Origin of the sequence: Kribbella sp. NPDC050470, assembly GCF_044458365.1 — a bacterium.
Taxonomy (GTDB): Bacteria; Actinomycetota; Actinomycetes; order Propionibacteriales; family Kribbellaceae; genus Kribbella.
Window position 1 is genome coordinate 367,706 of record NZ_JBITHV010000004.1, and the last position, 20,650, is coordinate 388,355.

13 protein-coding genes and 1 pseudogene are annotated in these 20,650 nt (G+C 69.0%); 9 read left to right on the forward strand and 5 right to left on the reverse strand.

Annotation, left to right across the window (positions count from 1 at the left end; all coding sequences use genetic code 11):
- Positions 1–24: 24 nt before the first annotated feature.
- The 3 genes from ACIBGM_RS13795 to ACIBGM_RS13805 all read right to left on the reverse strand — a co-directional run bounded on the left by ACIBGM_RS13795 (position 25) and on the right by ACIBGM_RS13805 (position 2,887).
- Positions 25–351, reverse strand: coding sequence for a hypothetical protein (locus ACIBGM_RS13795; RefSeq protein ID WP_396385631.1), 327 nt, complete (start codon positions 349–351; stop codon positions 25–27).
- A 20-nt stretch (positions 352–371) separates the two neighbouring features.
- Positions 372–1,664, reverse strand: coding sequence for a CHAT domain-containing protein (locus tag ACIBGM_RS13800; RefSeq protein ID WP_360537658.1), 1,293 nt, complete (start codon positions 1,662–1,664; stop codon positions 372–374).
- 386 nt (positions 1,665–2,050) lie between these two features.
- The gene (locus ACIBGM_RS13805) at positions 2,051–2,887 is read right to left on the reverse strand and encodes an MBL fold metallo-hydrolase (RefSeq protein ID WP_396385632.1); all 837 of its coding nucleotides are present in this window, start codon (positions 2,885–2,887) and stop codon (positions 2,051–2,053) included.
- 272 nt (positions 2,888–3,159) lie between these two features.
- On the opposite strand from ACIBGM_RS13805, the gene ACIBGM_RS13810 reads away from it, so the two are divergent.
- From ACIBGM_RS13810 to ACIBGM_RS13825, 4 genes are all read left to right on the forward strand, one after another.
- A complete protein-coding gene (locus tag ACIBGM_RS13810) occupies positions 3,160–3,450 on the forward strand; it encodes a DUF6247 family protein (protein ID WP_360537662.1) in 291 nt (96 codons plus the stop codon).
- Positions 3,447–3,692, forward strand: coding sequence for a hypothetical protein (locus tag ACIBGM_RS13815; RefSeq protein ID WP_396385633.1), 246 nt, complete (start codon positions 3,447–3,449; stop codon positions 3,690–3,692). The genes ACIBGM_RS13810 and ACIBGM_RS13815 overlap by 4 nt, the downstream gene beginning before the upstream one ends.
- 783 nt (positions 3,693–4,475) lie before the next feature.
- Positions 4,476–6,032, forward strand: coding sequence for a diguanylate cyclase domain-containing protein (locus tag ACIBGM_RS13820; RefSeq protein ID WP_396385634.1), 1,557 nt, complete (start codon positions 4,476–4,478; stop codon positions 6,030–6,032).
- Between the two features lie 19 nt (positions 6,033–6,051).
- On the forward strand, positions 6,052–7,611 hold the full coding sequence (locus ACIBGM_RS13825) for a diguanylate cyclase (protein ID WP_396385636.1): 1,560 nt from the start codon (positions 6,052–6,054) through the stop codon (positions 7,609–7,611).
- On the opposite strand, the gene ACIBGM_RS13830 is transcribed toward ACIBGM_RS13825, so the two are convergent.
- Both ACIBGM_RS13830 and ACIBGM_RS13835 read right to left on the reverse strand, forming a co-directional pair.
- On the reverse strand, positions 7,608–9,041 hold the full coding sequence (locus tag ACIBGM_RS13830; protein WP_396385637.1) for a methyltransferase: 1,434 nt from the start codon (positions 9,039–9,041) through the stop codon (positions 7,608–7,610). The two genes, ACIBGM_RS13825 and ACIBGM_RS13830, sit on opposite strands and share 4 nt — an antisense overlap.
- A 129-nt stretch (positions 9,042–9,170) precedes the next feature.
- On the reverse strand, positions 9,171–12,836 hold the full coding sequence (locus tag ACIBGM_RS13835; protein WP_396385638.1) for an NPCBM/NEW2 domain-containing protein: 3,666 nt from the start codon (positions 12,834–12,836) through the stop codon (positions 9,171–9,173).
- 176 nt (positions 12,837–13,012) lie between these two features.
- On the opposite strand from ACIBGM_RS13835, the gene ACIBGM_RS13840 reads away from it, so the two are divergent.
- The 5 genes and pseudogenes from ACIBGM_RS13840 to ACIBGM_RS13860 all read left to right on the forward strand — a co-directional run bounded on the left by ACIBGM_RS13840 (position 13,013) and on the right by ACIBGM_RS13860 (position 20,636).
- The gene (locus ACIBGM_RS13840) at positions 13,013–14,305 is read left to right on the forward strand and encodes an alpha/beta hydrolase family protein (RefSeq protein ID WP_396385639.1); all 1,293 of its coding nucleotides are present in this window, start codon (positions 13,013–13,015) and stop codon (positions 14,303–14,305) included.
- A gap of 297 nt (positions 14,306–14,602) precedes the next feature.
- The gene (topA, locus tag ACIBGM_RS13845) at positions 14,603–17,326 is read left to right on the forward strand and encodes a type I DNA topoisomerase (RefSeq protein ID WP_396385640.1); all 2,724 of its coding nucleotides are present in this window, start codon (positions 14,603–14,605) and stop codon (positions 17,324–17,326) included.
- A gap of 30 nt (positions 17,327–17,356) precedes the next feature.
- Positions 17,357–17,788 carry a Fur family transcriptional regulator gene (locus tag ACIBGM_RS13850; protein ID WP_360537676.1) on the forward strand — a complete coding sequence of 144 codons (432 nt, stop codon included), beginning with the start codon at positions 17,357–17,359 and terminating at the stop codon, positions 17,786–17,788.
- Between the two features lie 72 nt (positions 17,789–17,860).
- A pseudogene (locus ACIBGM_RS13855) lies at positions 17,861–19,783 on the forward strand (glycoside hydrolase family 2 TIM barrel-domain containing protein); the annotation flags it as partial.
- 238 nt (positions 19,784–20,021) lie between these two features.
- On the forward strand, positions 20,022–20,636 hold the full coding sequence (locus ACIBGM_RS13860) for a beta-galactosidase small subunit (protein WP_396385835.1): 615 nt from the start codon (positions 20,022–20,024) through the stop codon (positions 20,634–20,636).
- Positions 20,637–20,650: the final 14 nt, after the last annotated feature.

The following is a 20,650-nucleotide window of genomic DNA, read 5'->3' on the forward strand; positions in this document are numbered from 1 at the left end:
CCGGTCGGCCTGGTGCTGGGGTGCTCACGCGTTGGCCGGGAGGTTGAAGATCCAGTACGCGCCACAGCCGACGCGATCGTCCGGCCGACCGGGATGCGTTTCCGAGCAGGTGCAGATGACCGGCACTGCGTGGTGGCCGCCCTCGGCGCGCTCAGTGGCAGACAGGGCCCGGAAGACACCGTCGACCAACGGCACCTCGATCGCCGCCTGGCACCGCGGGCAGACCCCGCCGAGCAGGGACATGCCGACGCCGAAGGTCTCGATCACGAACGTCTCGGCCGCCTGCTCGGCGTACCCGGGTTCGCTCACCTCGCGGTACGGCACCGGTCCGCCGGGGCGAACGTCGTTCATCGTCAGGGTCTCCTTGGTCGTCACGGGCCGAGGTGGACGAAGGGAGTCCATACGCTCGGACTCGCGGGGTGCTGGTCGCGCAGGCGCCGTACGACGCGATGCAGGGCTGCCGCCGTACCGTCGGTGGACTGCCCGTCGGCGCAGAGCTCCCTGTAGACGCTGTCGACCACGTCGGCCGCGGTTGGGTCGTACACGGACCAGAGGGTCGCGACGACCTGGCGGTAACCGGCGTAGTGGAGCGCCGCGGCGAGGGTGATCACTTCGTCGGCGAGGTCGAGTCCACCGGTCGCGGTCTTGCAGGCGGACAGGAACGCGAACTCGCCCTGGTACGTGCGGCTGCTGATGCTCTGGACGGTCAGCGTGCCGTCGTGCAGCAGAAGTCCGCCGTTCGACGGGTCAGTCAGGTCCTGGTGGCCGTGACAGCTGAAGTGGGCCCAGTGATGCCGGCCGAGCTCCTCGCGGACCCGGGTGGTCGTGGCTTCTGCGCCGTACAGGACTGTGCTCCGGTCGCTCGGGAACAGGCTGGCCAGCAGGTCGACCTCGCGGTCGACGTTGGGGAGCGGGGTCTGACCGGGCGCGTTCGGCACGGCGACGACGAGGATCTCCGGGGTTGGTGACGGCTTGGGCCTGTTTGTTGCCTCGAGCAACGCTCGGAGGGTGGGTGTGTACGACGGGATGACGCGGTCGAGCACCGACTGCCGGTCGCCGTGCCGGCCTGCGGCGTGCAGGGGGAGGGCGGTGAGCAGGCCGGTCGGGCACCACCACAGCCGCGGCCAGGCGTCGTCCGGTGGGGTTTCGGTGAAGCCTAGGCGGGTCAGTACCGGGTCGGCGATCGCCGTCCACAACCAGTCGAGGACCTCGGTGACGACACGCTCCATCAGGAGCCGCTCGGCGTGCAGGCGCTGCGCCGCCGCGTGGAACTCCTGGAACGCCGCCGGCGACTGGTCTCCCTCGCGGAACCGGCGCTGTGCCTCGTATGTCTGCTGCTCGGCTGTCTGGAAGCGGTGTACGGCTTCGAGGTACTGGGCGGCCCATTCGGTGGTGTCTTGCTTTGAGGCCTCTGGTAGTTCGAGAGGCGGCAGGACTCCGTCGGGGGTGACGATCAGTGCGTCGGAGCGCCATTGGCTGACGTTCACCATCACTACTGGCCCGCTTGTCGCCGCCAGTCGGAGCCTGTCCAGTCGCGGTGGCCGGAGGAAGTCGGCGAACCCGTCCAGTGCGCGGATCTCCGCGAGCACCTCGTGCCACTCCTGCTCGAGCGCCATCCGCTCACCGGCACGCCTCGATTCCGCGGCCGGCCCGTCATGCCTCATCGCTAAGCCCCCAGGAACCCTCGGCGATCGAACGTTCACTCTAGGGCGACAGCCGCTCCCCACGCCACGCCCCACCACGCGCCGACCCCCAAGATCACCGCTCCGCGGCGGCAGTCCCTTGGCCGCCTTCGGCGGTGCGCGCGAGCCCGGCTCCCGGCTGGGCGTGATCGGCGCCGGCCGACCTCCAGTTCGCGGAAAGGACACCGCTGCGCGGCGGCAGTCCCTTGGCCGCCTTCGGGGGCGTGCGCGTGTCGGCGTCCCGGGGCGGTGTGGTGGCGCTGGCTGGCCTAGATCTTGTTTAGCGCGCAGCACTGGGCGACGGCAGCTCTAGGTGTTTCGGTGGTGTGCGCGGTCTTGCGTCGGAGTTAGTTCGTTGGAGCGGGTTGTTAGCTGGGGGTTTGGTCGTGTTCGCTGCGGCTGTTGGCTAGTTGGTGCACGTTGCCTTCGTGGATGTCGCTGACCCATTCCCAGCCTTCCTTGGCTGTTGGGCCGATCCGCGGGTCGTCGAAGGCGCCGCCGTCGCGCAGGGCGTGCATGTACGCGCGGTCCAGTTCGATCCGTGCGCGTGCTTGACCTGCTCCACCGACGGTCCCGTGACCCGGTACGACGAAATCGGCGTCGTCCGCCACGGCCTCGAGCAGTTGCAGACCGGCGAGGTAGTCCCCGATCGGGTCCGCGGCGCCCTCGAAGTCGGGCATCGGAACGAAGAGGTCGGAAAGCATGTCGCCGGCGACGAGGACCCTGCTCTCCTCGACGAACAGCGCGGCATGACCCTGGGCATGTGCCGGATGCTCGATAATCCGGACTACAGGGCCATCCCAGGGAATCTGCGAAGTTTCAGCGGGCAGAGCGGTGATGAGGCCGAACAGGTCCAGTGGTGTGTCATCGGCGATTTCCGGGGGTAATCCGCCGGCAGCGCGTTCCTTCCAGTCCGCGTTCGAGCGCAGATCTCGCATAAAGGCCGCGCAGCCAGCGGTACCGTAACGCGGCGCTTCGCCGAGCGCGGCGTGCCAGAGCACGTGATCCCAGTCGGGGTGTGTCGAGAAGCCTGCCACCACGGGCTGGCCCAGCTCCGACAGGTCGTTCGCGAGGCAAGTCATCTCAGTGCCCGTGATCCCGGCGTCGACGAGGAGCACGCCGTTCTTGCCTTGTACGACGACGGTGTTGTTCGCGAGCAACTCGCTCTGGTGGATCAGCACGCCCTCCGCGACTTGCCTCAGCACGGGTGGCTCCTTCCGCTGGCCGTCTGCAAACCGTAGCCGGGACCGTAGTACCTGGTGGATTTGCAACGCAACGGTGTGGGCGCTGAAGCCTGCCCGCCCTTCACCGACGTCGTTTTCGGAGACCCGCAATTCCCGAAAATCGCCGGCTGACACACAAGAGGGATCGCCTCAAATCGTCTCGCCGCCCGGCTCAAGCACTCTGCGGCCTGGCTGCGGGCCGTTGGCCCTGTGGATAACTCGGACCCGGGGGATCGCTCCGGTAGTCTTGCGACATGACTGCGCAGCCTATGCACGGGTCGCCGGAGGACCCCAGCGAGATTCTTCGCCTGCTGCCGGCGAAGTGGCATGCGCAGTTTCTGGAGGAGTATCACGGTGCCCTCGACGCGGCACACGAGGTGTGGCGCTTCCAGCAGTTGCGAGACGTCTTGCACCTCTGGAGGCTTCGGGCAGTCGCGTACTCCGATCCGCGCTATGACGAGGCCATGCAGGCGGCTCGGGAGGGACGGGACGAAGAGTTCGTCCCGGCTGAGCAAGTGATCCCAGGCTGGTCAGACAGGCAATGAACTATCGCGTGGACTTCCACGCGTCCGCATTGGCCCAGCTACACGGTCTGCCTCCGTCGGCGTTCGACGCGTTGGTTGATCGTGTTGGCAAATTGGTCGGCGCGCCGTGGGACAGTCAGAGCCTCGACCGAGATGTGCCGGCCTTCCGGCAGTGCACATTTGGTGATTTCGGCCTGCTGTCGTTCTACGTCGACCACGATCGCGAGGGGCTCCGAATCTACGACGTCACCTGGGCTGGCTGAGGTCACGTCTCGCTGCGAGGCGGGCCCTACGGCTACATCCCGGCGGAGGCCAGCCGCCTTTCAGCGAACCGCGCGGTAGCTCACAAGTTCATGGGTGGTCGGGAGCGGTGGCGAGCGCCACGACGCCGGAGCGCCGCTCCTGGGTCATTCCGCCTCATGTGACGGATCTGTGGGCGCGTGGAGCGGGCGCACGCCGTTGGGTGTTGGGGTTGTAGGCGTCGAGGGCGGACCGCCGGGCCATCACAATCGGCTGGTGTCGGCGGTGCCAGGCGGGGTGCCGGGTGGTGGGTGGTGATTGTGATGGCCTGGCGGTCCGCGGCATCGGGATCCCGTTCGCGGGTGGTCGGGGTGGCATGGGTGCGGTGCGCTCGACTGCCATGGGTGGCGAACTGAGGCACCAAGCCGACTCACACATCAGACAGGAGAACCGTCATTCCCCTGCGACCACAACTCGCTTTGCCGGGACCGCATCCGGCCAGCTGCTTTCAAGCGAAGCGGGCGATAGCACGCGTGTTCGCCGGCGGCAGCCGGCACGTTGGGCGGCAGTCCGCTCGGGAAGGCCGGGCGGGTGGGAGCGGTGGCGAGCACGCGACGTAGGAGCGGGCGTAGTGCCGCGTGGGGAAGTCCCCGGGCGGTGCGGGGGTGAGCGAGTCGTGGCACTAGGTGGTCGTGGCGGGTTCGGGTCGTGACAGATGTGGGGGTGGGTGGTCACAATGGGCGGTCCGGCCCGAGGTGCGGGTTGGTGAGGGAAAGGCCGCCGGCGGGGTTATGGGTAGTGGCGAGATGGCGACCGGGGGCGCGCTGACCGCCCGGATCGCCGCCGCGATGACGTTGGCCCAGACGGGTGGGCACGCGACTGCGGCTGCCGAGATTGAGGCGGTCCGGGCGGAGCTCGGTGGTGTGCCGAGTTACCACCTGGCCGCGGCGGAGTACGTTCGCGGCGTCACTGCTCATCACGCGAGTGACGCGGACGAGGCACTGAAGGCTGTCGACGCATGTATCGCCGCCGCGAAGGCGATCGACGAGCCGGGCTGGGAAGCGAATGCGCTGCCGATCCGGATCATCAACCTCGCCCGCAGCGGCCGCGGCGGGGACACGGTGAAGGATCTGGTCGCCGCCGAGCACGCCCTGAAGAGGACCAGGGACGACGGCCTGACCGCCTGGGCGCACACCGGCCTCGGCTACGCGTACGACGTCCTGCGCCTTTACGAACTGTGCATTCCGCATTACGAGCTCGCCACCCAGCTGGACGCGGACGTCTTCGAGCTGGCCGAGTCGCTGGCGATCGACAGGCTGAACCTGGCCGAGACGTACCTGCGGTGGGCGCACGAGCTCGAGCGGCTGGGCGATCCGTCGTACCAGCAGGAGATCCTGGAGCGGCGCGCGTCGGCGGCGTACTGGGCGCGGGCGGCGGAGCGGGTGATCGTCGACGACGAGAACCAGGACTTCTGGCGGCTGAGCGCCCGATTGTGGCTGGCGGCGGCTGCCACAACCGACGATCCGGCGCAGGCGGTGGCCGAGCTGACGGAGTGCCGGGACGAGATCAGCAAGCTGGGTGAGACCGAGCGGCTGGCGATCGCGGGCACCTACCTGGCCAAGGCGCTCGAGGCCGACGGCAAGCACGATGCGGCGAAGGCGGCAGCCGACCGGGCCGCGGACGACCTTATTCCGTTGGCGGATCCGGCGACCCACGTGCTGGTGCTGCAGACCCGGGCGGAGCTCGCGGCCAGCACGGGCGGGCCGGGACCCGTTGCAGGGTTGGAGTATGCGCGTTCGGTGGCGCGCGGCTGGTGGAAGGAGCGCCAGCGAGCGCTGAACGCCGTACGGCATGCGCTTGCCACGCATGACCTGTCGCAGCGGCACGACGCGGAGTGGCACGCGGCGCGGCATGATCCGCTGACCGGGATCGGCAACCGCCGGGCACTGGACGAGCGGCTGACCGCGGCCCGGGACTCGGGCCGCGCGGTGACAGTGCTGGCGATCGATGTCGACGACTTGAAGGTTGTCAACGACACGTACGGGCACGCCTGCGGGGACGAATTGCTGCAGGTTGTGGCAAATCTCCTGGTAGAACAGGCGCGAGCGACCGATGCCGTGATTCGATCGGGTGGCGACGAGTTCATCGTGGTGCTGGACCAGCCGGACGCCAAGGGCGGCGCCCAGCTGGCGATGCGGATCCGTACGGCGGCCGCGGCGATCGCGGCGTCGACGTCGAAGCCCTGGCTCGGTCGGCTGGGGCTGAGCATTGGGTACGCCGCAACAGCCGAAGGAGTCGCGGTCGATCAGCTGATCGCCACGGCGGACCGTCGGCTGTACGACGACAAGCGCCGCAGGCGGTGAGGCGACAGGGGGTTGTGAGGTGCGCGACACGTCGGGGGTGACCGCGCGGATCGCGACGGCGATGACGCGGGCCCAGTCGGGCAACCCGGCCGAGGCGGCGACCGAGCTGCACCGGTTGCTGGCCGAGCTGGGGTCCGAGCCGAGCCCGGAGCGGGCTGCCGCCGAGTACGTGCGGGCCGTCGCAGCGCACCACGCCACCGACGCCGGCGAGGCGCTGGACGCGGTCGACGCCTGTATCCGGACGGCCCGCGCGATCGACGAGCCCGGCTGGGAGGCGAACGCGATCGCGATCCGGATCGTTACGCTGATCCGCACCGGCGAGGGCGGTGACTCGGTCGCCGACCTGGTCGCGGCCGAGAACGCGCTGTCCCGGACCCGCGACCTCGGCCTGGCCGGCTGGGCGCACACCGGCCTCGGGTACGCCTACGACCTGCTCCGCCTGTACGAGTTGTGCATCCCGCACTTCGAGCTCGCGGCCGAGGGTGACCACGACCCGCTCGGCCTCGCCGAGGCGCCGGCCATCAACCGGCTCAACCTGGCCGAGTCGAACCTACGCTGGGCGCACGAGCTCGAGCGGCTGGGTGACACGTCGTACGACGCGGAGATCCGCGAGCGCCGGCGGGACGCGCACCAGTGGGCGGGTGAAGCGGTCAAGGTGATCGTCCGGGACGACCTGCTCGGGTACTGGCCGATCGCCGGGCGGATGTGGCTGGCCGCGAGCAACGACGGCACCGACGCCGCCGAGGCAGTGGCGATCCTCAAGGACTGCCGGGACCAGCTGGCGAAGCTGGGCGACTTGGAGCTGGCCGCGATCGCAGGCAGCTACCTGGCGAAGGCGTACGCAGCAATCGGCCGGCTGGAGGACGCCGCAGAGGCCGCACAGCGGGCCGGGAGCGATCTGCCGCCGACATCGGATCCGCCGGTCGAGGCGCTGGTCCGGCATACCGCTGTGCAGATCGTGGCGGAGTCAGGCGACATCGGAGCGGTCACCGGGCTGCAGTACGCGCGTGCCATCACCAGAGGCTGGTGGGCCGAGCGGCTGCGCGGTCTGTACGCCGTACGCTCCGCACTGGCCAACCACGAGCTCTCGATCCGGCACGACGCGGAGTGGCGGGCGGCACGTGAGGATCCGCTGACCGGTGTAGGCAACCGCAGAGCGCTGGACGAGCGCATGTCGGTCGCGCACGACGCCAGTCGTTCGGTGGCGGTGATCGCCATCGACGTGGACAACCTCAAGGTGATCAACGACAGCTACGGGCATGCCAGCGGCGACGACGTACTGCGACGGGTCGGGCAGCTGTTGACCGAGCAGTGCCGGGCCGAGGACGTGGTGGTGCGAGCCGGTGGAGACGAGTTCGTCGTCGTACTGGACAAGCCGGACGAGCGTGGCGCGCGAGAGCTGGTGGAGCGGATCAAGGTCGCGGCCGACCGGGTCGCAGCGTCGGCGGACGAGCCGTGGTTCGGCATGCTGCGGCTCAGCATCGGGCAGGCGAGCAGCACCGACGGTACGCCGGTCGGCGACCTACTCACCAAGGCCGACCAGCGCATGTACGCCGACAAGCGCCGACGCCGGACCTAGTAGTCCAGGAACCCTTCCACCACAAGGCGTCTGACCTGCGGGAGGTACTCCCGGAGCACGTCCTCCAGCGGCTGCCCCAACAGGTCCGCCAGCGCGGCCAGGATCTGGCCGACGCTCAAGTCCCCGTCGCACGCGCCAACGAACCCGGCCAGCACGGTGTCCGCTTGTTCCGCTCGCCGCATGCCACGTTGCCGGCGGAGCACGATCGACGCGGGATCCTCAGCTCCCGGCTGCCCACTCGTCTCCTGGACGACGTCGTCCGCCACCACCAGATGCAACCCGGTCAGGTCGTCAGGCAGTCCCTCCGAGCGTTCGAACCGGCGCAGTACGTGCGGACCGATCGGTCGCTCGATCTCGTACGGCCACTCCTCGGCCTCGAGCTTGCCAGCCACGTTGTGCAGGGTGATCCAGCCCATGCCGATCGCCTCGACGCTCTGGTCCTCCAGCCAGCGCAGCCATGCGTCGTACCGGTCCGTGTACTCCGGGGACCCGTGCAGACCCGCGTCCCGCAGCCACAGCTCGACGTACTCGGACGGGTCGAGTTGCTCGCGCTGCACCGCCCACGCGGACCGGTCGCCCGTCCAACCGGCGATCCGGTCCCGCCAGTCCTCGCCACGCACGCAGGTCCAGTTGGCCAGCAGCTGGCACCAGCCACCCTCGGTCAAGTGGTACGGCGCCTGTCGCACCAGCTGCTCGACCACGGAGTCACCGGCGAACCCGGTCTCCCGGTACGTCAGCCGCCCGTCGCCCGGTGAGATCACGTACGGCGGGTTGCTCACGATCAGGTCGAACCGCTCGCCACGGACCGGTTCGAACAGGCTGCCCGACCGGATGTCGAGGTCGACCCGGTTCAGCGCGGCCGTCCACCGCGCCAGCTGCAGCGCCCGCGGATTCACGTCGGTGGCGACGACCTGGTTGACCCGGTCGGCCAGGTGCAGCGACTGGATCCCGCACCCGGTGCCGATGTCGAGCGCCCGCTCGGCCTTGATCGGGACCGTCAGGTGGATGAGGCTCAAACTGGCCGGCGCGATCCCGAGCACGTAGTCGGACCGCATCGCCTCCCGCCGCCCGTCCAGCCCAGGCGTGAGGTCCGCAACCACCCACCACTCCCGCCCATCCTCGGCATACGGCCGGATGTCCAGCACAGCCTTCCCGGCAGTATCAATGATGCCCAGAGCAACTAAATCGATTCCCGGAAACGCCTGCGCGACAAGGGATTCCGGTACGGCGCGCTGCAGCAGGAACAACCGGATCATCGTGTCGAGCGCATCACCGGACCCAGTCCGCCGCCCCGCAAGAGTCGTCTCATTCCGCCCCAGCGCATCACTGGCCTGAGCCCCAAGCCGTGCAGCCACCCCATCAACCGTGTACCCAGCAGCCACAAACGCCTGCCGCAACGCCTCCAAGTCGTCCCCCGTCAGTTCACCCATACAGCCATTATGGATGGGTACTCCACCTCGGCTTCCAAGCTGCCCGAAGCAGTGCGGGATGCCGCGTGCGGAAGGGCGTGGACGCCAGTTGCAGCGTCCACGCCCGTACCAGGTTTTTCCTTCGATTTCCTACGGGTTGCAGGTCACCTTGGCTTCGGCCCAGTCGGCGTGGTCGCTGGTGATGCCGTCGCCGCCGTCGGTTACCTGGAGGGTGAGTGTCTGGCCGGCGGTGATGTCGACGGAGACGTTGGCGGTCGGGGACGTGCCGGTGAGGAGGTCGGAGGTGTACTTCGCGACTCCGTCGACGAGGACCTTGAAGCTGACCTTGCCGCGGTCCTCCATCTCGTCGTCCACGCCGACCTTCGCGGTGTACGTCGTGCAGTTCCCGCCGATCCGCACGCTGACCGTGGACGGCGCGTGCGTGCCCAGGCCCTTCGCGTACTGCACCCCGTCGAGGGTGATCGGGTTGCCGTCGGCAGCCCCGTCCTCGCCGTTGCTGCGGTCCCGTTCGACCGGGCCCCAGCCATTGGTCGAGTCCAGGAACTCCAGGTCGCTGACCCACTTCTCACCGGTCGGTGCCGGCGGCAACGGCTTGTCGGCGATCGTGGCGGCGAAGAAGCCGAGTCCACCACCCGGCAGCTTGATCGCCTTGACCGTCTTGCCCGGCTCGAGCGGTACGGCGGTGTAGAAGACCCGGTAGTCGGTCGTGGTGTTGCTCAGGCCCGCCTGCGTGTAGCGGCCCTTCACCGACACCGCGAGCTTGGCGCCGCCCGTGGCCGGGTCCTGGCAGCACCAGTTCGGCAGTTGGAACGTCGCCTGCGACTGCGAGCCGTCCGTGTAGATGATCGTGACGGCCCCACGGGCGTTGAGGCTGGCTCCAGCTCCCAACAGGGCGAGGTGCGAGCCGGTGCCGGAGACCAGGATCGGCGCCGGCTGGTTCTTCACCAGGTTCGGCGTTCCGGGCGCACCGGACGGCCAGGTGAACTGCGCGTCCTGCACAGTCACCGTCGCGCCGGGTGTGTAACCGGCCGCCGCGAGCGCCTCACCGTTGAAGCTGTTGCCCGACCCGTCGAAATTCCCTTGGGCGTACGTCGACGCGTCGCTGATGCCGACCACATTGGCTGCCTGAGACAACGACGCGTACGGCAGTTGAGCAGTCGCCGCCGCACTGTTGGAGTAGCTCTTCCCCTCGGCAAGGTAGGTCGCCACCAGCTTCAGCGTGAACGCCGCAGGCTGCACGTCGGCGCCGGGCGTGACCTGCAGCTTGGTCGTCACGGTCTTGCCGCGCTCGACACTGGCGAAGTCCTTCTGACCGGTGACCGTCCAACCGCTCGGGACCTGCACATCCAGGCGGACGTTCCGCATCGTCTCCTTGCTGCCGTTGTGGAAGGTCGCGGTCACCTCGGTGGCCTGGCCGGGAGCGTTCCACAGCGACGGCGACGTCAGCTCCGGCGTGCCGAAGGTGTTCGCGACATCGGGGCCGCCGACCGACGACGTACCGATGAGCTGCACCACTGCAGCGCGGGAGGTGGAGATCGGTGCGGTCTTCACCTGCACGACGCCGTTCTCATACGTCCAGCCGCTCACCTTGCGGCCGTCCACGCGCACCTCACGCGGCGCGGTGCCGGTGTGGACGGTCAGCTCGTACGGGCGAGACGCGGGCTTGCCCGTGTAGGTGCCGACGCTGGCGCCGATCTTGACCGTCACGTCACCGCGGTCCTGCGTCGGCGCGTCCACAGTGAACACCTGCGTAGCGGACTTCCCGGACCGCGTGACCCGGTCGTCCTCGAACAGGCTGAACGACGACTTGCCCTGCGGGTAGATGTCGACCGTCAGCGGGTCGCCGAAGCCCTGCTCGGCCGCGGTGTTGATGCCCGCCTTCCACATCGGTACGACGGCGCCCGCCTTCACGAACAGCGGAAGCGTGTCGAGCGGTGCGTTGTACCCGTTCACCGTGGTCGGGCCCTGGTAGACACGGCCGGTCCAGTAGTCGACCCAGTTGCCCTTCGGCAGGTAGATGCCGTTCTTCACCTCGTCCGCACCCCACATCGGTGCGACCAGGAACTCCTTGCCGGCCAGGAACTCGTACTTGGTGGTGTCGTCCCAGGTCTTCGGGTCGTCCGGGTACTCTAGGACCAGCGACCGGTTCAGCGGTGCGCCGGTCCGGTGCGCCTCGGCGGCGTACGTGTAGAAGTACGGCAGCAGGCGCTCACGCAGCTTCAGGTACTTGCGGTTGATCGACGTGTAGGGGTCGCCGTACGCCCACGGCTGCTTGAAGGCCGGGGTGGCCCAGCCGGACATCGTCATGAAGGCCGGGTTGAAGACCTTCCACTGCATGTCCCGGACGTACGACGTGGGCGAGCCGCCGAAGATGCCGTCCACGTCGCCCGCGGTGTAGGCGATACCGGAGTTGCCGGAGCCGTGGATCGCCGGGACCTGCCACCTGATCGCGTCCAGCGAACCGCTGTGGTCACCGGTCCACTGCACTGCACACCGCTGTGCGCCGGCCCAGCCCTCCACCATCCAGGCGAAGCCGCGGGCGTTGCTGTACTGCTCGATACCGCTGTGCGCGGTGTCGCACGCGCTCAGCGCATGCCGATAGCCCGGACCGACCCAGGCGACGTCCAGCTTCCGAACCCGGACGCCTGCCTCGCCGACCTCGGCCGGCTGCCGGTCCAGGGACGACTGCGTCCACAGACCCATCTGGATGTTGCGCTGCCGGAGTTCGTCACCGGTCTGCTTGAGCGGCGGGATCTCGCGCTTGCCCCACCAGGTGCCGTCGACCTGCTCGAAGTCGGTGTCATCGGAGTACCCGCAGCCGTAGTCGTCGTTGACGAGCATCCAGCCGCCGGGCATGTCCTCGTCCTTGAACCGCTGGGCGATCTTCACCGCGTCCAGCGTGGTCACCTTGTCCGGGTGCACCTTCCAGTCGTTGCTGGTGTCCGGGTCCTTCGCGTAATGACCGCGGTTGTAGCAGTCGGAGTCGCCGTACTCGAGCCCGTAGATCGGTGGCATGAACGGCCGGCCGGTCAGCTCGGTGTAGCGATCCAGCGAGGTCTTGAGGTCGCCGATGAAGTAGTAGGCGTCGAACCGCTGCTCGTCGTGCTTGGTGACGACGGGCTCGGTGAAGCTGTAGCTGCCCGGGCTGAACGTGTTCCGCAGTACGCCGTACCCCGCGGTGCTCATGTAGTAGGGAGAGGCGTTCGGGTTGCCGCCGTCCTCCCAGTTGAAGTCGCGGGAGATCCTGATGGTCTCGTCGCGGTGCGAGAACCGACCGTTCTGCATGCCGCCGCCGAGGAACTGCTCACTCGGCCCGCGGCCCAGCGACTGCGTCGTGGAGGTGTCGTTCCACGCCAGCGGCGCCGTCTCGGCCCAGACCAGTTGGCCGTTCGACCGGTGCACCGAGAACCGCAGCGGTGACTTCTGCGCGCGGACCTCGATTTTCCCGGTCGTCATCGAGTAGTAACTGCCGCGATCGCGCCAGGAGGTGCGTGGGGTGCCGTAGTCGGTCTTGACGACGATGTTCGACGCGGGCGCGTTCGGGTCGGTCGGCGGGGTGTTGGCGGGATCCGTGAAGTTTCCGTCCGACGCCAGCCACAGCCGGAACACGTCGTCCTTCAGGAACGCCACCCGCACCTTCGCGGCGCCGGCGCTGAGCGTGTACGTCGCCTGGTCGGCGGAGAACCCGGTGACGTCACCCAGCGTGGTGTCGGCGGTGGGTTGGGCCTGCGCCTGCGCGCTGACAGCCACCAGCGCGCCCGCTATCAGAGCAAGGGCGGTGACTGAACGTTTCATGCGGACAAAGATGCTCACGAGTGCCTCACTTCACGCATCTATGAACAAGAGTGCGCTCATTGAAGCGCACGGACTGCGCCTTGTCATCAGCTCGGCCGTCATGAAGTTGAGACGCCGTCGCCATCGCGGGGTGAACCCGGGCCATGACGATGTTTCGCATGGCGAACAGTCGAACCTTGAGCCGACGTGCGGTGCTGGCCGGCGGTCTCGGCCTCGGTGTCGCGCTGACCAGCCCGGCCCTCGCCCAGGCCTACCCCCTCGACCCGGACCGCTTCACCGCCCAGGACGACCCCAACTTCCACCCCGTGACGTTCCGGCTGCCCGCGCCGACCGGCCGGAAGGCGCTCGGCACGACCGCCCTGCACTTGATCGACCAGTCCCGCCCGGACCCGACCATGCCCAGCGGCAAACGCGAACTGGTGGTCAGCCTCTGGTACCCCGGCTCGGTGGCCGCCGCCGCCCCGCTGGCCAGGTACATGCCGAAGCGGACCGCCGTCGAGGTCGACGAGGCCTGGACCGGGGAGTACGGCCTGGCGGTGCCGACCGGCTCGTTCGACTTCGCCAACACCGAGACGCACTCCCGCGTGGACGCGCCGATGCAGCCGATCCCGCACCCCGTCGTACTGTTCTCTCCCGGCTACCAGTACAGCCGGTTCGTGAACACCGCCCAGGTCGAGGACCTGGCCAGTCGCGGGTACGTCGTCGTCACCATGGACCACACCCACGAGACGCCGACCGAGTTCCCGGGCGGGCGGTTCCTGCCCGGTGTGCCGGCCAGCCAGCTGCCGGATCCGGAGTTCACCCGCAAGGCGGTCGAGACCCGGACGGCGGACTCGCGCTTCGTCCTGGACCAGCTCGAGCGGATCGTCCGTGGCGACAACCCGGACATGGACAGCAAGAACCTGCCGCCAGGCCTCGCCGGCGGCCTCGACCTGCAGCGGATCGGCATGTTCGGCTTCTCGCTCGGCGGCTACGCGACCGCGAACACGCTGCTCGAGGACCGCCGGTTCGCGGCCGGCCTCGACCTGGACGGCACCCTCCAGGACGACCCGGCCAAGGGTCCGCTCGGCGAGGTGGCCCGGAAGGGGCTCGACCAGCCGTTCCTGCTGTTCGGCTCGGACACCAGCCAGCGCACCGACGCCGGGAAGGAGTACTACGACAAGTCGTGGGCCCGGTTCTGGGAGGAGCAGCGCGGCTGGAAGCTGAACCTCGGCCTGACCGGCGCGAAGCAGAAGGCGTTCACCGACTTCCAGTTCGTCTTCGACCAGCTGTTCCGGGAGATCTACGGCGAGGACGAGATCATCACCTCGGTGATGACTGCCCTGGTCGGCGCGGTCCAGCCGGACCGCAGCGTGCACGCCCAGCGGCAGTACATCGCCGCCTTCTTCGACCAGAACCTGCGCGGCCGGCCCGAGCTGCTGCTCCGCGGCGACTCGCCGAAATTCCCGGAGGTCCACTTCGCCCGCTGACCACGTTGTGACTCCTACCACCGCTGCCGCCCGCGGGACGGCGTACCCTCGTCACGACGTGAGGGGCGGGGTTCTGCCGCTCGGTGGTCGTGCTGCGACGCGCGGTGAGCGGGGTTGTCGGACCTTTCTGAAACCCTGTGAGGTGTACGAGCGGCGCGACCGGTTACCGTGCGTTGAGAAATGCGTTGCCGTCGGCCGTACCCTGTCCTCGGGCGGGGTCGGTCTGTGTCCGGGGGAACAGACGCCTGATCTCGGGCGTTGTCGGCAGGGCGAGAGAGTGCTAAGGCAAGGAGCGCAGTGGCAGGGGCAGCAGGGACGAAGACATCGGCAAGCAGGCTGGTGATCGTCGAGTCGCCGAAGAAGGCGCGGATGATCGCCGGTTTCCTGGGGTCCGGGTACGTGGTGGAGTCCAGCTTCGGTCACATCCGCGACCTGCCCAGCGGGGCGGACGAGATCCCGGCGAAGTACAAGGGCCTGCCCTGGGCCCGGCTCGGCGTGAACGTCGAGGACCACTTCGACCCGCTGTACGTCGTCCCGGCCGACAAGAAGGCCCAGATCCGTAAGCTGAAGGACCTGCTCAAGTCCGCCGACGAGCTCTACCTGGCCACCGATGAGGACCGCGAGGGCGAGGCGATCGCCTGGCACCTGCTGGACGAGCTGAAGCCGAAGGTCCCGGTCAAGCGGATGGTGTTCCACGAGATCACCCCGAAGGCGATCCAGGACGCGGTCGGCAGCGCCCGCGACATCAACGAGTCCCTGGTCGACGCCCAGGAGGCGCGCCGGATCCTGGACCGGCTGTACGGCTACGAGGTCTCGCCGGTGCTGTGGAAGAAGGTCATGCCGAAGCTGTCGGCGGGCCGGGTGCAGTCGGTCGCGATCCGGATGGTGGTCGACCGTGAGCGCGAGCGGATCGCGTTCCGCAGCGCGTCGTACTGGGACCTGGACGCCACGCTCGACGCCGGCGAGGGCCGGACGCCGCGGCAGTTCCCGTCCCGGCTGGTCTCGGTGGACAGCCGTCGGGTCGCCCAGGGCCGCGACTTCAGCTCGAGCGGTGAGCTGAAGGGCCAGAACACGGTCCACCTGAACGAGGAGACCGCGACCGCGCTGGCCGGCGCGCTGCGCGACTCGCAGTTCACCGTCCGGTCGATCGAGTCCAAGCCGTACACCCGCAAGCCGTACGCGCCGTTCCGGACCACCACGCTGCAGCAGGAGGCCGGCCGCAAGCTCGGCATGTCCGCCTCGCAGACGATGCAGATCGCCCAGCGGCTGTACGAGAACGGCAACATCACCTACATGCGTACCGACAGCGTGACGCTGTCGGACACCGCGATCACCGCCGCCCGGGCCCAGGTCCGGGAGCTGTACGGCGCGTCGTACCTGCCGGACAAGCCGCGCGTCTACACCTCCAAGGTGAAGAACGCGCAGGAGGCGCACGAGGCGATCCGGCCGGCCGGCGAGGTTTTCCAGACCCCGGCGCAGACCGGGCTGAGCGGTGCCGAGTACCGGCTCTACGAGCTGATCTGGATGCGCACCATCGCGTCCCAGATGAAGGACGCCGAGGGCCGCAGCGTGTCGATCAAGATCGACGCGACCGCCTCGTCGGGCGAGCTGTGCGAGTTCACCTCGTCCGGCCGGGTGATCACCTTCCACGGCTTCCTCAAGGCGTACGTCGAGGGCGCGGACGACCCGTCCGCCGGGACCGACGACCAGGAGACCCGGCTGCCCGACGTGGCCGAGGGCGACGTGCTGCCCGCAGTCGAGGTGCTGGCGTCGGGGCATGAGACGAAGCCGCCGGCCCGCTACACCGAGGCGACGCTGATCCGGGAGCTCGAAGAGCGCGAGATCGGCCGGCCGTCGACGTACGCGTCGATCATCGGCACCATCCAGGCCCGCCGGTACGTGTACAAGAAGGGCTCCGCGCTGGTGCCGGCCTGGCTGGCGTTCGCCGTCGTCCGGCTGCTCGAGGAGCACTTCACCCGGCTGGTGGACTACGCGTTCACCGCGACCATGGAGGACGTGCTCGACGAGGTCGCCGCCGGGGACCTGCAGCGCGAGGGCGTCCTGTCCCGGTTCTACTTCGGCGACGACGACCTCGAGGGCCTGCACTCGATGGTGAACGACCTCGGCGACATCGACGCCCGGGAGATGTCCACCTTCGGTGTCGGCGGTGACGACAGCGGGATCGTGGTCCGGGTCGGCCGCTACGGGCCGTACGTCGAGGACAAGGACGAGCGGCGCGCCAACGTGCCCGAGGACCTGCCGCCGGACGAGCTGACCGTCGACAAGGCCCACGAGCTGCTCAGCCAGCCGTCCGGCGTCGAGCACGAGCTCGGTACGGCGCCCGACAGCGGCCTGAAGGTGGTCGCGAAGGCCGGCCGGTTCGGTCCGTACGTGACCGAGGTGCTGCCGGAGGACGCGCCGAAGAGCGCCAAGCCGCGGACCGGGTCGCTGCTCAAGTCGATGACGCTGGACAGCGTCAGCCTCGACGACGCGATGAAGCTGTTGTCGCTCCCGCGGGTGGTCGGCAAGGACCCGGACAGCGGTGACGAGATCACCGCGCAGAACGGCCGCTACGGGCCGTACCTGAAGAAGGGCACCGACTCGCGGTCGCTGTCGTCCGAGGAGCAGATGTTCGACATCACCCTCGACGAGGCCCTGAAGATCTACTCCGAGCCGAAGCAGCGCGGCCGCCGGGCCGCGGCGCCGCCGCTCAAGGAGCTGGGCGAGGACCCGGAGTCCGGCAAGCCGGTGGTGGTGAAGGAGGGTCGCTTCGGCCCGTACGTCACCGATGGCGAGACGAACGCGACCCTGCGCAAGGACGACTCGGTCGAGACCATCTCGCTGCTGCGCGCGGCCGAGCTGCTGGCGGACAAGCGGGCCCGTGGTCCGGTGAAGAAGGCGGCCAAGAAGTCCACCGCCAAGAAGAGCACGACGAAGAAGACGGCCGCGAAGAAGGCGACCACCAAGAAGGCCGCGGCGAAGAAGACCACCGCCAAGAAGACGGCCGCCAAGAAGTCCTGAGGCTGCTTGTAGTCCTGAGAGAGGGCCGACGTGACCAGTGCTGTCGAAGTCACCGCGCAGCGGCTGCGGGACCGGGGCGAGCGGGTCACGCCGGCCCGGCTCGCGGTGGTGGAGGTGCTCGCGGGCACCGAGGAGCACCTGAGCGCCGAGCAGATCGGCGAGCGCGCCGAGCAGTTGCGCCCCGGCATCCACCGCGCCACCGTCTACCGGGCGCTGGACGCGCTGGGTGAGTTCGGCCTGGTCACGCACGTCCACCTCGGTCGGGCCGGGACGACGTACCACTTGGCCGGTGATCTGGCTCCGCGCCACCTGCACCTGCGCTGCTCGGAGTGCGGCACGGTGTACGACGCCCCGGGCGACATCCTCGACTCCGCCCGCCGCAAGGTCCAGCGCGAGCTGGGCTTCCAGCTGGCCCCCGAGCAGGTCGCCCTGATCGGCGTGTGCAAGGCGTGCCAGTCCTGACCTGATCCGGTCACCGTCCTGTCCATATCTGTTGATCAGTGTGGATTCGTGAACAGCTTGGGCTTAGGCTCGATGCCTGTGACCCATGACCACAGTTATGTCGAGGACTTTGCTCCCGGCGCCAACGTGCTTCCTCCGCGTGCCTGGCTCGACGACGACTCGGCCAAGCTCCCGCTGACCGGCGAGTGGAGCTTCCGGCTTTCCCCGAGCGTGGCCGACGCCCCCGACGACCTGAAGGACCCGGACACCACCGGCTGGGACACCATCGCGGTCCCGGGTCACTGGCAGCTCAGCGGGTACGGCGCCCCGGCCTACACGAACGTCGTCTACCCGTTCCCGCTCGAGCCGCCGTTCGTGCCGACCGACAACCCGACCGGTGACTACGTCCGGACCGTCACGGTCCCGGCGGACTGGGCCGGCGCGCGGGTGGTGCTGCGGTTCGAGGGTGTCGACTCGCGGTTCGCGGTGCACGTCAACGGCGAGTTGGTCGGCTGGTCGTCCGGCTCCCGGCTGCCGTCCGAGTTCGACCTGACCGACGTGGTTGCCCCCGGCAAGGAGGCCCGGATCGCGGTCCGGGTGCACCAGTGGTCGGCCGGCAGCTACGTCGAGGACCAGGACATGTGGTGGCTGTCCGGGATCTTCCGCGAGGTCAACCTGCTGGCGCTGAAGCCGACCGCCCCCACCGACGTCTTCGTGCACGCGTCCTACGCCGACGGGACCGGCACGCTGAAGGTCGACTCCGACGTCGCCGGGACTCTCGTCGTACCCGAGTTGGGGATCGAGACCGCGACCGGCACCGAGGTGACCGCTGCGGTCGAGCCGTGGTCGGCCGAGAGCCCGCGGCTGTACGACGGGGTGGTCCGGACCGACGGTGTTGAGGTGCGGCTGCGGATCGGCTTCCGGACGGTCGCGATCGCCGACGGCGTGCTCACGGTCAACGGCAACCGGGTGCTGTTCAACGGGGTCAACCGGCACGAGTTCCACCCCGACCGCGGCCGGGCGCTCACCGAGCAGGACATGCTGGACGACGTACTGCTGATGAAGCGGGCCGGGATCAACGCGGTCCGCACCAGCCACTACCCGCCGCACCCGCACTTCCTGTCGCTGTGCGACGAGTACGGCCTGTACGTGATCGACGAGTGCGACCTGGAGACGCACGGGTTCGGGTACGAGCCGCAGCCGCCGAAGCTGCCGAACCCGGTGATGGACCCGCGGTTCCACGACGACCTGGTGTCCCGGATCGAGCGCACCGTGCACCGGGACAAGAACCACCCCGCGATCATCATCTGGTCGCTCGGCAACGAGTGCGGGATGGGCGACAACCTGAAGGCGATGTACGACCTGGCCAAGGAGCTCGACCCGTCCCGGCCGGTGCACTACGAGCGCGACACCGAGGCCGAGTGGGTCGACATCTACTCCCGGATGTACACCGACCCGGCCGGTTGCGCGGAGATCGGCGCGGACCCGGAGCTGTACCGGAACCTGCCGTTCATCCTGTGCGAGTACGGCCACGCGATGGGCAACGGGCCGGGCGGCCTGCTCGACTACCGCGAGGTGTTCGACAAGTACCCGCGCTGCCAGGGCGGCTTCATCTGGGAGTGGATCGACCACGGCCTCCGGACCACCATCGACGGCCGCGAGGTCTACGCGTACGGCGGTGACTTCGGCGAGACCATCCACGACGGCAACTTCGTCTGCGACGGCCTGCTGTTCCCGGACCGGACGCCGTCGCCTGGCATGCTCGAGTACGTCAAGGTGATCGAGCCGCTCCGCATCGTGGCTGATGGCAACGGTGGAGTGTCGATCACGAACCGCTACGAGGTGCTCGACACCAGCCACCTGACCTTCACGTACGTCGTCGAGGTCGAGGGATCGCAGGTCGATGCCGGTGAGCTGTCGGTGCCGGCGATCGCCCCCGGTGCGACGGCCACAGTGCAGCTGCCGGCGGTGGATGGCTCGAAGCCGGAGACCTGGGTGACGGTCACCGCGTCGCTGGCTTCGGCGACGGCGTGGGCCGAGGCCGGTCACCGGATCGCGTGGGGCCAGGTCCGGCTGGACGAGCCTGCTTCGGTGGAGCCGGTCACCGGTGGTGCGCCGGCCGACGGCGTCGCCGGTGTGAGCGGGATCAGCGTCGCGGGCGTGCAGAACGCTCGGCTGGACGTCTGGCGTGCGCCGATCGACAACGACGCCATCCCCGGGGTCGAACGCCTGGCGCGAGGAAGGTCTGCACCGCGTGCAGCACCGGATCGTCTCGCAGGGCGAGCGCGACGGGGCCTGGGAGGTCGTCACCCGTACGGCGCCGCCGCAGCTGCAGTGGGGTCTGGTCAGCACCTGGCGCTGGACCGCGGTCGACGGCGGCGTCGTTCTGGACCTGAACGTCGTACCCGAGGGTCAGTTCCCGGAGGTGCTGCCGCGGCTCGGCATCACCTTCGAGCTGCCGAAGGTGGAGCGGGTCGAGTGGTTCGGCACCGGCCCGAACGAGGCGTACGTCGACACCCGCGAGGCCGCCGCGGTCGGCAAGTACTCGGCCACGGTCGCCGAGCTGCAGACGCCGTACGTCCGCCCGCAGGAGAACGGCCACCGCATCGACACTCGCTGGGCGACCCTCGACGGTCTGCGCCTCGAGGCGGTGGGCACTCTCTTCGGCCTCACCGTCCGCGACTGGACCAGCCACGACCTCGAGACCGCCAAGCACACCGCGGACCTGGTCCCCGGTGACACCACCTACGTGACCCTGGACATCGCCCAGACCGGCGTGGGCACGGCCGCTTGCGGCCCCCAACTCCCCGACCGCGACAAGCTGAAGACCGCCCCGGCGACCCTGTCGGTGCGCTTCACCACCAGCTGACCATACGGGTCGTG